This window comes from uncultured Granulicatella sp. (assembly GCF_938030755.1).
Classification (GTDB): domain Bacteria; phylum Bacillota; class Bacilli; order Lactobacillales; family Aerococcaceae; genus Granulicatella.
The window spans coordinates 1-13,848 of the sequence record NZ_CALHIF010000043.1 but is presented as its reverse complement, the minus strand read 5'-3'; the positions used below and the strand labels follow the sequence as shown (position 1 = coordinate 13,848).

Annotated in this window: 13 protein-coding genes, 1 tRNA gene and 1 pseudogene; 13 read left to right on the top strand and 2 right to left on the bottom strand. The window is 40.6% G+C overall.

Annotated features, from left to right (window positions below):
- Positions 1-75 precede the first annotated feature (75 nt).
- The 8 genes from Q0594_RS04640 (at position 76) to Q0594_RS04605 (ending at position 6,973) form a co-directional block, all read left to right on the top strand.
- Positions 76-148: transfer RNA gene (locus tag Q0594_RS04640), tRNA-Thr, on the top strand.
- A 141-nt stretch (positions 149-289) separates the two neighbouring features.
- Positions 290-1,024 carry a metallophosphoesterase family protein gene (locus Q0594_RS04635; RefSeq protein ID WP_298730074.1) on the top strand — a complete coding sequence of 245 codons (735 nt, stop codon included), beginning with the start codon at positions 290-292 and terminating at the stop codon, positions 1,022-1,024.
- Positions 1,025-1,033: 9 nt separating this feature from the next.
- Positions 1,034-1,684: a type II CAAX endopeptidase family protein gene (locus Q0594_RS04630; protein ID WP_298730072.1), complete on the top strand. Its 651-nt coding sequence runs from the start codon at positions 1,034-1,036 to the stop codon at positions 1,682-1,684.
- A gap of 17 nt (positions 1,685-1,701) precedes the next feature.
- A complete protein-coding gene (locus tag Q0594_RS04625; RefSeq protein WP_298730071.1) occupies positions 1,702-2,826 on the top strand; it encodes a sensor histidine kinase in 1,125 nt (374 codons plus the stop codon).
- Positions 2,827-2,840: 14 nt separating this feature from the next.
- Positions 2,841-3,491 (top strand): response regulator transcription factor, encoded by a 651-nt coding sequence (locus Q0594_RS04620; RefSeq protein ID WP_298730069.1) that lies wholly within the window; start codon positions 2,841-2,843, stop codon positions 3,489-3,491.
- Between the two features lie 285 nt (positions 3,492-3,776).
- On the top strand, positions 3,777-4,709 hold the full coding sequence (locus Q0594_RS04615; RefSeq protein ID WP_298730067.1) for an ABC transporter ATP-binding protein: 933 nt from the start codon (positions 3,777-3,779) through the stop codon (positions 4,707-4,709).
- A 9-nt stretch (positions 4,710-4,718) separates the two neighbouring features.
- Positions 4,719-5,873, top strand: coding sequence for an ABC transporter permease (locus tag Q0594_RS04610; protein WP_298730065.1), 1,155 nt, complete (start codon positions 4,719-4,721; stop codon positions 5,871-5,873).
- Positions 5,870-6,973: an ABC transporter permease gene (locus Q0594_RS04605; protein WP_298730063.1), complete on the top strand. Its 1,104-nt coding sequence runs from the start codon at positions 5,870-5,872 to the stop codon at positions 6,971-6,973. The genes Q0594_RS04610 and Q0594_RS04605 overlap by 4 nt, the downstream gene beginning before the upstream one ends.
- Positions 6,974-7,387: 414 nt before the next feature.
- On the opposite strand, the gene Q0594_RS04600 is transcribed toward Q0594_RS04605, so the two are convergent.
- Positions 7,388-8,107 (bottom strand): YebC/PmpR family DNA-binding transcriptional regulator, encoded by a 720-nt coding sequence (locus Q0594_RS04600; RefSeq protein ID WP_259949427.1) that lies wholly within the window; start codon positions 8,105-8,107, stop codon positions 7,388-7,390.
- A gap of 155 nt (positions 8,108-8,262) precedes the next feature.
- Here Q0594_RS04600 and Q0594_RS04595 point away from each other — a divergent pair, with 155 nt between their 5' ends.
- Complete coding sequence (locus Q0594_RS04595) at positions 8,263-8,553, top strand: thioredoxin family protein (protein ID WP_298730061.1); 291 nt, start codon at positions 8,263-8,265, stop codon at positions 8,551-8,553.
- Positions 8,550-9,170 (top strand): sugar O-acetyltransferase, encoded by a 621-nt coding sequence (locus Q0594_RS04590; protein WP_298730058.1) that lies wholly within the window; start codon positions 8,550-8,552, stop codon positions 9,168-9,170. Before Q0594_RS04595 ends, Q0594_RS04590 begins: the two co-directional genes overlap by 4 nt.
- 150 nt (positions 9,171-9,320) lie before the next feature.
- Here the strand turns inward: Q0594_RS04590 and Q0594_RS04585 are convergent, their stop codons facing one another.
- Positions 9,321-10,400, bottom strand: coding sequence for a GTP-binding protein (locus tag Q0594_RS04585; RefSeq protein WP_298730056.1), 1,080 nt, complete (start codon positions 10,398-10,400; stop codon positions 9,321-9,323).
- A 166-nt stretch (positions 10,401-10,566) separates the two neighbouring features.
- Between Q0594_RS04585 and Q0594_RS04580 the strand changes: the two genes are divergently transcribed.
- From Q0594_RS04580 to Q0594_RS04570, 3 genes and pseudogenes are all read left to right on the top strand, one after another.
- Positions 10,567-11,448, top strand: coding sequence for a methyltransferase domain-containing protein (locus Q0594_RS04580; protein WP_298730054.1), 882 nt, complete (start codon positions 10,567-10,569; stop codon positions 11,446-11,448).
- A gap of 53 nt (positions 11,449-11,501) precedes the next feature.
- Positions 11,502-13,001, top strand: coding sequence for an SseB family protein (locus Q0594_RS04575; protein ID WP_298730052.1), 1,500 nt, complete (start codon positions 11,502-11,504; stop codon positions 12,999-13,001).
- Positions 13,002-13,117: 116 nt separating this feature from the next.
- Positions 13,118-13,848, top strand: a pseudogene (locus Q0594_RS04570) (hypothetical protein); the annotation flags it as partial.

Genomic DNA, 13,848 nt, shown 5'->3' with positions numbered 1-13,848 from the left:
GTAGCGCATGACTGTTAATCATGATGTCGTAGGTTCGAGTCCTACTGGCGGAGTTCTTTTTTTTTACCCAAAAATGCTGCTTTAGCTCAGTCGGTAGAGCGTCACCTTGGTAAGGTGGAGGTCGCCGGTTCAATCCCGGCAAGTAGCTTAAAAAACAAGCCAATTTATAAAGACTAGAAATGATTGTTCATTACTAGTCTTTTTCTTTGATTTCAAAGGAAAGCTCCTTTCATATTCAGGGGGTTATTTGCTATAATGAACAGTATGATAGTTATTTGAGGTGGAATAGATGAAGAAAAAGTATTTTATTATTGGAGACATTCACGGTGAGGCTGACATGATGGAAGAAATGCTTCAAAACTGGGATGAAACCACTCAGCAACTGGTCTTTATGGGAGACCTGATTGACCGTGGTCCCGACAATAAACGAAGTGTCCTTACAGGGATGAAATATGCCAAAGAAAAAAATGCTTGGTATATGATGGGAAACCATGAAGTCATGTTTCTTGCGTTTATCGATGATCCAGAGGGACGTTTTCCACATTACTTAAGAAATAACGGAGATACAACGATTAATGACTTACTCGGACGTCCGCAAGATACGCCGGTAAATCCTGTCGAAGATGCAGAAGCAATTAAAGCGCAATATCCAGAACTGATAGCTTTCCTAAGAGAACGTCCACTCTATATCGATGAAGGAGATTTACTCTTAGCACATGCCGGGGTAGATTTACGTTTGGACGACTGGCACGACACAGAGCCAAAAGATTTTTACTGGATTCGCGAACCGTTCCATAAAGGAGTTAACAACACTGGTAAAACGATTATCTTTGGACATACGCCTTTACGTGGCTTGAACGAAGATGGCAACTTTATGAAATTATGGCAACAGGACGGTAAAATCGGGATTGATGGCGGAGCTGTTTTTGGAGGTGCGCTTCACGGTATCGTATGGTCAGATGGACAAATTGAAAAAATCTATAGCATTAAAAATACAAAACCAGTCCGTTTCACGGATGACTAGAGGTGAATCATGAAAAAGAATGCAGTTTTACTATGGATTGTTTATTTTCTGAATTTAATTTTTTTCCCAAGTTTCTTTATTATAGAAGTATCTTCAGGAAAATATGCGGTAGATACCCAAATGTACGTCGTATTACAAGTCTTGTCGATGGTCATTGGAATTTGGCTCTACAGAACCAAAATAGCGCAAGCGGCAAAAGAGTTTGTTAAACGACCTTTTATACGTGATTTAGCGATAGGATATGCCCTTCGAATTGTACTCGCGATTATTGTGTCGAATTTATTAGGGGAATTTACTTCAGATAATCAAGCGCAAATTGAATCCATGATGTCAAAATCCAATCTTGTGATGATGTTTGTATTGCTTTGCGTGGTGGCACCTATTTTGGAAGAATTAGTCTTTCGTGAAGCCATCATTGGGTCTTTCAAAAAATCGATGAATATCCATGTGTTGACTATCATCTCGGCTGTATTATTCATCCTTTTACATTCCCTTTCTAGTGATGGAAGTGGCATTAATTGGATGTCTGCCTTGCTGTACGTTCCTTTAACAATTCCAATCGTAGGAATGTATCGTTACTATGAGAATAATATTGTTGCATCGATTACGATGCACTTTATCAATAATTTTGTTGCATTTTTATTTTTAATGAATATGTAATTTAGGAGGATGAAATCATGAAAGTCGATCAATGGGTAAGATTCATTATTCGGTATGGTTTCATCCTTTTTGCGCTTTTTGAATGGTCACAACTACCGAATATGAACGCAGGAGACATCGCCTTCTTCTTTGGCTTTATCACGCTTGTGCAAGTTGGCTATTATTCATTGAAATATCAGTGGTATATTCTGATTGAAGGCATCGCGGTCGTCCTTCTCTGTTTGTATTTTAACACCATTTTTACAGGCCTGATTCTTCTTCTCTGTTTCGAGGTGAGTTTACGTTTCTCCTTTAGAAATTCATTGATTCTACAATTCATATTAGGGGCGGTCGTTATCATTCCAGCCGTTCAAAAAGGCGATAGCATTCAAGTTGTCATGACCATGTTCTTCCTTTTATTCTTCTCTTATGGAAATCATATTTTGGAAGAGCGAAGAGCGTTGCAAGAAGAGCTGGAAAAAGCCGAGCAAAAACTCAGCGAGCAACGGTATGACTTGCAACAAGCCCAATATAAAATGGGGACAATGAAGGAAATCTTCACGCTGCAAGAACGAAATCGAATTTCGCGTGAGATTCACGATTCCGTGGGCCACAGTCTGTCCACGATTATTATTCAGCTAGGGGCGATTTCACAACTGGCCAAGCAACAAAACTCGTCGATTCAAGAAATGAGCGAAGGACTGCGTGATTTTGCAGTTGAGGGCTTGCAAGAAGTGCGTAAAATCGTTCATGACATGAAACCAGAACAAATGGATAGGAAGCAGCTGGATATTGCGCTGGAAGAATTTTTCCACGAAGTACAAGTCAACAGCGGAATCGATATTCAGTTTAGAAAAAATGAGCCAACGTTCACGCTATCAAGTGAGGCGGAACTCAGCATCTTCCGTGGGGTGCAAGAGGCGATTACAAATGCGATGCGACATGGCCAAGCCACACGCATTACCGTGCTATTGATGTATAATCCATCGCAATTAGTCGTAACGATTAAGGATAACGGAACAGGAGCGGGCGATTTAACTCCAAAAGGCGGACTTAAATCCCTCCAAGAACGCCTGAGAGGAGAAGGCGGGTCTGTTGTCATTGAGGCGTCAAATCCTGGCGTGACGGTGCAAATGATCCTACCGAATACAGAAAAACAATAGAAACGAGGAGAACCATGACAAACCCAATCAAACTTATTATTGCCGACGATGAAATGCTCATCCGTACCGGTTTAAAAATCATGCTTGAGGCTAGCGGTAATGTCGAAGTCCTCGCTTTAGCAGAGAGTGGACGCGCGGCCTTTGAAGCCTGCAAGGAGCACCGACCAGATGTGGTCTTGATGGATATTCGCATGCCTGAGAGCAACGGAATCGAAGGCACGAAGCTGATTAAAGAGGCCTTTCCGGAGGTGAAAGTGTTGATTGTGACGACCTTCCAAGATACCGAATATATCGTCGAAGCCGTGCAAAATGGCGCTTCGGGGTATTTATTAAAAGACAGCAGTCCAGAGGCGATTCTTGATGGGATTAAAGTAGCTCTTTCTGGAAAAGTCGTGATGGATACGGTGATTTCAGAGGCATTACTGACGAATACGACTGTTGAGAAGCCTGCGACCTTTGATGCGGAGAAATGGGGACTCACACCGCGTGAGGTGGAACTCATCCAGCAAGTGGCGCAAGGCTTAAGCAATAAGGAAATCGCCCAAACGCTCTTCCTCTCAGAAGGGACCGTGAAAAATAATATTAGTACGATTCTTTCGAAATTAGAACTTCGCGACCGCACGCAGCTTGTAATTTTTGCGTACGAAAATAAACTAAAAAAATGAGTATCACTGCTCCGATTCTTTCAGACAAAACGCTAAGGAGTATCACATCTGAAAGAGTCGGGGCATTTTTTGTAAAAACATGACTTTAGTCATGATACTAGATGACGTTTTGGACTATAGACTCCGATGGATGTTTGCTATGATAAGGGTACAAACAAGTAGGAGGGTAAACAAATGAACGAATCCAAGAAGACTCCGAAAGATTTAAAAGAGGAAGCCATTGTAGCGATTGTTCTTTGTTTATTAACAGCCATTCTTTCATTTATTCGATAAAGAGGTGTACATATGATTGAAATTAAAGACGTAACTAAATCTTACGGACGACATAAAGTCCTACAAAATGTTTCCTTTGAAATTATGGAAGGGGAACTATTCGGATTACTTGGTCCAAATGGAGCAGGGAAAAGTACATTGATTGATATTCTGACAGGGATTCAATCGATGGATAGCGGTGAGATTTTCATTAACGGAAAGTCGATTAAAACCGACAAAGTAGAAATTCGAAAACAATTAGGCTTAGTACCACAAGATATCGCGCTTCTTGAGGAATTGAATGCATTTGATAACTTAGAATACTTCGGAGGACTCTATGGCTTAGCGGGACAAGAGTTAAAGAGCCAAATTGAGAAGTTATTAGAAGTGGCCAGTCTTACCGATAAGAAGAAAGAAAAAGTGAAAAACTACTCTGGCGGGATGAAACGTCGCTTGAATATTGCCGTTGCGATGTTGCATAACCCTTCGATTTTGATTTTGGATGAACCAACTGTTGGGGTTGATGCGCAGTCGCGTCAACATATCTTCGACTATATTCAATCTCTTGCCGAACAAGGGACAACGATTCTTTATACTTCGCATTATATGGAGGAAATCGAAACCTTGTGTAAACGCGTCTTCATTCTCGATTTAGGAGAAGAAGTGGCGTATGGCACAAAAGAAGAAGTGAAAAAACTCGTGGGGCATACACAAACGGTGTCCCTCACATTGGATCGCGTGCCTGCTGGATTTGATGAAGTATTGAAGAACAGCGAAAACGGCATTCAATTTGTAACAGTTAATGGCCAAGACATAACCCTCACGATTGACCAAACGATTTTCTCGATGATGAAATTGATTGAGCAAGTCGAACAGGCACAACTCGTGATTAAATCCGTCAACGTAAAAGAAACGACATTAGAAGAGGCGTTCTTACAATTAACAGGAAAGACGCTTCGTGATTAAGGAGGACTTATGAGATACATTCGTTATATTAAAGCCAATTTAATATCCTCTCTGAAGTCTTTTCCGGCGCTGTTGATGCTGGTCTTAATGCCATTTCTGTTAATGTTTTTCTTGGCGTTTTCCACAAAGGGTGCCTTCAATCCATCTGATTTAACGATTGAAACGAAGATTTATATCGATAATCAAGATAAAGGTGCTTACGGAGAACAAGTGGTTGCGTTGTTTGAGAAGCTTACGGAGGAAAAACAAATTGCGCTGACAAGTGTGAAAGAAAATGCCAAAATCATTGCGACGATTCCTTCGGATTTTACAGAATCGATTCAAACACGTTCACAAACGACGCCGATTGTCCTTGAAAAATTAGGAAGAACATCGAATACGTCATTGGCGGTCTATCAAACGCTCTTTCAAACAATCACTTCACAATTGTTAGAAGCAAGTTCCGTGATGAATAAAGTCGCGGAAAGTCAAAATGCATCGATTACGCCAGAACAAGCAGCGGGGATGCTTGTATCCTTACAACAGGAAATTGCATCAGAGGCTTTTGTGACGGAACAGGTGGAAGCAGAGTCACAAGTAACTGCAAACCAACACTATGCAATTACAGGTTTAGGATTTCTATTTATGATATTCCTTGAAACTGCGATGCGTTTTGGAGTACAAAAGGAACTTAAAGGTCTTCGTAAACGCTTGGACGTATTACCGTTTAGCATCTGCGAAAAGGACAGACTCGATTTAGCCGTGAATATGATAATGACGACTCTATTGTCATTCGTGTATATTGGCCTATGGAAGATTCTGGATCCAACGACTTTTGGAGGAAACTTCGGTAGCATTATTGCTCTTGTCGTTTTCTATAGTTTAGTCTTTAATGTACTTGGAAATTTAATCGGCAATTTCGTGACCGAGAAGAATTTACCAGCATTTTCGACTTCTATGAACTTAATCTATTTGTTCTTATCAGGGGTAATTCCGCTCGACCGTATCAGTTCAACCTTTAGTTTCCTCAGCGGAAATCCACTTCAAAAATTTGTGTATACACCATTTGTCGAGATAATGAATGGGGTATCGATGAGAGGGATGGTGACCGTTGCTTCCCCTATTATTTTAATCCTAGGGCTAGTCTTTAACTGGTCATTGAAGAGAAAGGAGGCACGTCAATGAATCTTATCAGAATGACAATCTTTCATTTGAAACGATTATTGAAGATGCCGATGATTCTCTTTATGATGATTGGGATGCCAGCTTTAGTCAATGGAATCATGATTGCATCACAAGGAACAGCGGATACCACAGTACCAAGTACAGTCGCAAAAACGGTTGCCTTTGTGTTTGAAGAGGGAAATGATGAATACCAAGAATTGATCGCGCCGTATATTCGAGAAGAAAATGTGTATTTCGACTTAGATAGCGCCAAAGAGGCCTTGAAAAAAGGAGAAATGAACGTTATTTACCAAGTGCCAGCCAATTATTTACAAAAGGCGAAAGAAGGCCAAGTGCCTACGATTCGCATCTTGAATACGCAACGTGGGACAAGAGATTTTCTTCTCGATGCGCAATTGACGAAGGTGCTAAAAGAAGTCATGCTGAATGCAAAACTGCAAGCAGTAGGTGTATTGACGAAAGAAGAGATTTTACCTGTGGGTGACAATCAAATGGTGGTGGTCAGCGAAGAAACGAAGACGAGTGTAGCAACCGGAGTCGTAATGCTCATGCTTCTGCTTTATGTCATCATGAATGCGGCAGTGATTTCTTCCGACTGGATTAACTTTAAGAAGAGTTATGTATTGAAACGCTCGGTTGTATCTCCACGTTCGAATATGGAAATCATGCTCTCGTTCTTATTGGCATACTTTGTCTTTATCTTTGCCGCAAATATGGCACTCATGGCATTAATGCACCTTTCTGGTTTGGTTCCAGAAATAAACTGGGGTGTGTTCACGAGTCTATTAGCTGTAACGATTATTTACAGTCTCTGCCTAAACTTATTTTTCTTTAGAATTTTCAAAATGCCAGGACATGCAACGACATTTGGAATTTTGTTTGTAGTGATAATGGCGGGATTTGGGATGCCAGCGGCGCTTGGAGATTTGATAGGAGGAAGTTGGTTCAGTATCGTATCTTATATCAGCCCAATTTACTGGTTGTACAAGGCGATTGACCTTCAAACCATCTTCCCAGCAGTCTGGGTTATTCTTGCGATGGCAGGTGTCTTCCTCACAGCAGGAAGCTACCGACTAGAGCAGTATGTGCAAAATAAATAGGACGGACAAAAAACAGGACACTATAAGCTCCTATGGATATCTTCATAGTAGTGACAATAGCCGCACCGGATTGAGCCTTACGTCTCAATTCCTTTCAAGCTTCAAACTGCCGCTAGGAAATAAATTCCCAAGCGGCAGTAATTCACATTGAATGCACACGCTATTGTTCCTACTATAGAATCCATGGAGCTTTTCGTGTCCTGTTTTGTCCGTTTTGCTGAAAAGTTAATGAGGTGCTTCCTGAGTGAGGAGACCTGCAAGATTAAATATCTGATGAGACTTGGTTCTCAAATTGAACGGAAGCAAAAAAGCAAAATATAACTTATATGTGATATGCCTCCTCTAAAGTAGTTTACTTTTTTAGTGTCTACTTTAGAGGAGGCATATCAATGTTACATTTTGCTTTTTCTACTATTAGTCTTCTAAGTTTACGTTGTGGTACACTTTTTGAACGTCTTCGTTGTCTTCAAGAGCGTTAATCATACGTTCGAATAAACGTAAGTCATCGCCTTCAAGTGTCACTTCTGATTGAGGAATCATTTCGATATCACTTACTGTGAATTCTGTAATTCCTAAGTCTTCTAGCGCTTTACGAACTGTGTGGAAGTCGTTTGGTTCAGCGTAAACAATCGCTTGGTCGTCTTCTTGGACAACGTCACGTACATCCACTTCTGCTTCCATTAATTGTTCTAATAATTCATCAGCATCTTTGTTTGCGATACCGAAGATTGCTGTGTGATCAAATAAGTAAGTTACAGAACCTGGCGCACCCATGTTCCCGCCGTTTTTGCTGTAAGCGGCACGTACGTCAGCTGCTGTACGGTTTACGTTATTTGTTAAGGCATCTACGATAATCATAGAGCCGTTTGGTCCGAAACCTTCGTAACGGAGTTCTTGGTAGTCGCCATCGCCGCCACCTTTTGCTTTTTCAATCGCACGTTCGATGATATGACGTGGTACATTATAAGTTTTCGCACGGTCAATAACGAATTTTAATTTTTGGTTGGAATGAGGATCGGGTTCCCCTTGTTTTGCAGCTACATAGATTTCAATCCCGAATTTAGCGTAGATTTTACTGTTATTTGCATCTAATTTTGTTTTCTTTTCGACAATATTTGCCCATTTACGTCCCATTGTTTCACTCACTTTCTGATTTTCATCTGAACTTAACTCCTCCATTATACACAATCAAGACGCGGTTTGTTAAGTGTTTTCTACTAAAAAAGGCTCATGAGCAAAGTTTGCAAGAATTCTTGAGCTATCGGGTATGATAGAAGTGAGGTGAGAAAATGGAAACTGTAAAAATCATATATATATCCATGCCAACATGTGGGGTGTGTCATGCGATTAAACCACGAGTAAAGGAACTTGCCAAAGAGTATAAGATTCCAGTAGAAGAAATTGATGCCACGCTTCATCCAGAAGTGGCCAGCCGCTATGAAGTGTTAACTGTACCGGCCGTTCTCTTGATGGTTGGGGAGAAAGAATTCGCGCGCCAAGCACGCTTTATTGACTTGTTAGAACTTGAAAAGCGAATCGTTCAAGCAAAGACGTATGCAGAAACGGCGGAGACAGAATGAAAACCATGAAAGAACGCATGCTCACAGGAGACTTATATATTCCGTCTCTCACAGAAGGGCTAAGAGATTTATCAATTAAAGGAAAAAAACTAGCGCAACAATACAATCGTTTGGACTTCGATGATTTCGAAGGAAGACGCACGTTATTAAAACAGTTATTTGGAAAAACAGGCGAGAAGATTTACATGGAGCAACCCGTCTATGTGGACTACGGAGTGCATACAACGATTGGGGAAGGCTTCTATGCGAATTTTGACTGTACATTATTAGATGTAGCACCGATTACGATTGGGGACAACTGCATGTTCGGTCCGCATGTATCGCTTGTGACGCCAGGACATCCAACCGATGCAAAAACGCGCAATGCGGGTCCTGAATTTGGCATGCCGATTACGATTGGCAATAGTGTATGGCTTGGGGCCAATGTGACGGTGAATCCAGGAGTGACGATTGGCGATAATACGGTCATCGGGTCTGGCTCTGTGGTGACAAAAGACATTCCAAGTAATGTGATTGTGGTTGGCAATCCATGCCGCGTTCTTCGTGAAATTACCGAAGAAGAGAAGGTAGATTGGCGCCAAAAACACCAAGAACTATTAGATGAACTTGGAAAATAAAACGGTAAACGAAGAAGGTTAAGAGGAGTCTTGGCCTTTTTTGTGTATGATACAAGGTGATTATAATGGGATTCTTTGACGGGTGGTTTATCGTAGAATATTCTATTAAAAGGAAAAGGTCGTCCAAGCAGGACGGCCTTTTCGTTTGATTTATTTTTCAGTACATTTAATAAAGCTTTCGCGTAATTGGTTTTCTGGAAGGTTCTTTCCGATGAAGACCAATGTTGAGCCGCGTTTCGTATCTTTCCAATCGCGACCTCTAGAGATATCAAAGCTCATTTGAACTCCTTGGAAGATGATTTGGTAATCTAATCCTTCCACGTTCAAGATTCCTTTGTAGCGGTATAATTCTGGTCCGTAAATATAGACAAGCTCGTTCAACCATTCGTTAATGTTTGCGAGGACTAATGGTTTTTCAGTCTCGATAACGAATGAGTTAATACCGCTATGGTGGCTATGACTATGGTGATGATGTTGTTCGTGATCATGATCATGTTCATGGTCGTGATGGTGATGCTCGTGATCGTGGTCACCGTGAGCATGTGTATGGCCACATTCTTCGCAATATTCTTCTTCGGCGTGTTCTTGCATTTCTAAAATTTTCTTCTCAGATGCGTAGAATAATTCTAGTCCGAACATGTCACTCATATGAACAGGACGTGCGTCAAGGTCTTGGATTTCCGCAAAGGCATTGATGCTACGAACTTCATTTACCACTTTAGCGTAAATCGTTTCGTCTACTAAGCTATGTTTTGACATGAAAATCTTATCTGCGAACCCAACTTGTTTTGCTGGTTCAGGTTGATGCGTTGTTTGGTATAGGAAGTTTTTAGCATCCACAACCGTTAATACTGCATCTAGGATAAAGTGCTCGTTTAAGAAGGGTACGTTAATAAAGGTTTGTGCGATTGGAGCAGGATCCGCAAGACCTGTTGTTTCAAACAATACGCGATCCACGCGAATACCGTTTTGTTCTTTGACCATTAAGATCGATTTCAACATATCGGCAATGTCTGTACGAAGCGTACAGCAGAGGCAGCCGTTATCCATTTGATAGATTTCTTCTTCAACGTCAAGCACGAATTGATGGTCTACACCGATTTCGCCGAATTCGTTAATGACAACAGCGATATGTTCGCCGTGTTTTTCTTTTAGAACTTTGTTGATTAAAGTCGTTTTCCCAGCGCCAAGGAAGCCGCTGACGATAGTAACTGGAATTTTTTGTGACATTTAATTTCTCCCTCTCCTCAGATTTTTTCGTTTTCATTTCGTAAATTAATTGTAGCACTCTCCTGAAAAAACTCAAAACAGACTGTTTTATCTTGTTTCACGATTACAGCAGGGGGTAACGGAATGTGCTATACTGAAATGGAGAAAATTAGAAAGAGTGTGTCGAATGACAAAACAGGAAACACCAACTGCGGCCATTAAGAAAATCGATTGGGCCGAGCAATTTATGAACCAATATTTACAAGCATTTCGATGTCCTTATTGCCATGATGCGATGGTTTCTTCCGAAAATCATAGTGTGGTTTGCAAGAAGGGGCACCGATTTAATATTTCGAAAAAAGGCACCTTACATCTGATGAAGCAAAACGCGAATACGGATTATGATGCAACACTTTTCCAGCACCGTTATGAACTCGCGCAGAGTGGATTCTTTGAGCCTTTATTAGAGGCAATCTTACCGCATCTTTCGGGGAATGAAGAGAAGTTTATTGTTGATATTGGATGTGGGGAAGGCAGTCATTTATCGTGGATCTCTAAGTATGTACAGGCACCTTTATGCGGAATGGATATCGCTAAAGAAGGTATTCATCAAGCATCGGTTCATTTTGGAAACCAAGCGCTTTTCTTCTTAGGGGACTTGGCGAATCTGCCATTTGCGGATGAATCTTGCGGGACGCTTCTAAATATTTTAACGCCGTCAAACTATCAAGAATTTATGCGCGTATTGGCTCCAGGAGGCTCGCTTATTAAAGTGATTCCAGGCAACGATTATTTGGCCCAGCTTCGCCAACAGCTCTACCGTTCCAATCCTGAAAAACAAACGTATTCGAATGCGGATATTCTAGAACGCGTGCAGTCTGAATGTCCTCAAGTGACGTTTGAAGAGGTACGATACACGGTGAATTTAACGGATGCGACCTATCACCATTTACTAGAGATGACGCCTTTATACTGGGGTGCCACTCCAGAAGACAAAGCCTATAGTAATGAACATCCACTTGCTACGGTAACCGTCCATTACATCATCGCCGTCGTGAAAAAGCCGTAAAGAATGAATGAAATGTGCTATAATAAAACTATTAACCATTAGGAGGTTTTACAATGGGATTTAAAGATTTTTTTTCTCGTAAAAAAGAAGAACCAAAGAAAGAAGCAGTGGTTCAAGAAGAAGTAAAACATGAAGAAATTAAAAAGGAAGAACCAGTAAAAGCAGAAGTGAAAGAGGAAGCGGTAAAAGCAGAAGAAACTGCCGAATCAGCTGAAGGGGGCCAAACTTCTGAGGACGCTAAGAAAGGTTTTGTACTTGGGGTAGAAAATGTATTTAGCGCAGGGAAGGATTCTCCTGACTTAGTTGTTACAGGGTATGTCACAGGAACGATTAAAGTTGGGGATGAGGTCATTATTACAAAATTGGGAAGTGACACTGACAAACCTGTAAAATCTGCTGTATATGCATTAGAAGATGGCCATCATGGTCGCGTGATGGAAGCTTCTAATAAAAAAATTGCAGCATGGATTGAAAATGGTGCTCAATATGGTCTCTATAAAGGTTCAGTCGTGCATTCAGAAGGGACTAGTGAAAATGAACTTTACGGAACCTATATTAACGCTATCGGCGAATCCTTTGTAGGCGTTCAAAATGGCGAGATTTCAGATATTGACCGTGTGTACTTATCCGTAACGGATGTAGCTGAAATTTGGCGTCTTTTCTTATGGTATTGCAATATTAATGCCGCAGAAGACACGGAGGAAAGACGTTCTGAAAATATGGAAAAAATCCACAAATTAGTAACGATTACCCGTGATAAATTATTCTTAGTGGATGAAATTTATGCAGTTTATTCTGTCTCAACTGGTGAGCCGTATTTATTCACAAAGACAATGAAAAAAGAAGATGGCAGCTACTATACAACTGCGCCATTAGTACGCTTAATTCCAGCGGCTTATAAAGAAAATCTCAAAGAAAAATTTGAAGATAATGACGAGTTTGAATTACGTCGCATTGAAAATGGACCGAATAAAGACGGTATCCGTAATTTCTTAAGCGAAGTTATTTTATTAGATGGAGCTCGAGGAATTCAATTTGTGGCAGAAGAAACGGCGATTGCTGCGGAAGGGTTGATCGAGTTTCCGAACTACGAAGGGACGAGAGAAATCGATATTCCTGTAACGAATCCAGATGTGGTCCGCTGGTTACATCTCCTTGGACAATTAGGCAAACCAGATACGCCAGACCGCGAAATTCTATTCAATATGTATTTCCACCATCTAGCTGAAGCGTTGAAAACAGCGCGCTTTATTGTTCCGATGAGAGGACATGGGGAATTGCCAAAGGTGGATGAAAATGGCAATACCACCTTTAAAGAAGGATTCACATTTGACTTAGCCATGCAAGATGGAAAAGAAAAAGAGAAGGCACTTCTATTCTTTACAGATTGGAAGAGACTTCGTAAAGAATTTGGAGAAGAATGGCAAGGATTGATCCAACAATTGGACGGCAACTTGAGTCTTCATGATGTTATTATCAATGGAACAGGCAAAGAAGAAGCAGGAGCCTATATTACGGAAAGTATCTTTAATAAAATTAAAGATGCCAACTAAAAAGAATCACAAAGCATAAGGACTCACAGGGTGGGTCCTTATTTTTTGTCTCTGTATTCGCGAAATGAGCTATGTTATAATTGAAGTATCAGCGATTAGCAACGGGAGGAAAATGAATGGGATTATTCGATTTTTTATTTGTAAAGAAGGAACAGGATCCGAGTTTTACTCTTGGTGTTGTTAATTTTTTTAAGGGAAATGACAATCCCTCAGACTTAATGGTAGTGGGCTTTGTTAAAGGAACTATCAAAGTAGGGGATGAAATTGTTGTAACGAACATGAGTTGTGTAACGGAAACGCCTGTGAAAACAACCGTTTTATCACTTGAGGTTCCTGAAGGTAAGGTACAAGAAGCTTCAGACACAATGGTGATGGTAAGAGTCCAAGATGGGGCTAAACTTGGTATTTATAAGGGGCGAGTGTTGCATTCGGAAAATGCTCCGGATGAACAACGATATAATGCTTATATTGCTGCGCTGGGAATCGCTTTTGTGAATGAACAAGAGGGCAAACTTACTAAAGAGGATTGTGAAAAATTAACTGCTTCAGATATTTCGGAGATTTGGCAATTATATTATAGAGTGCATGCTGAAGAGGCTAAACGATTTGAAGCCAAACAGGTACTATTAAATTATAAAAGACGAGAATTGTATAAACTGATTCGAGAAAAACTATTTTTATTAGATGATGTTTATGTAGTGTATTCAGTAGAAACAGATGAGCCTTATTTGTTTTCTCATGCATCAGAAGATGAGAAGGGCTCACTTTCTGTTACAATGCCAATGGCTCAATTGATTCCAAGCTCATACATGCATTACCGTAAAGAGATTTATAAGAAAGATGAGAT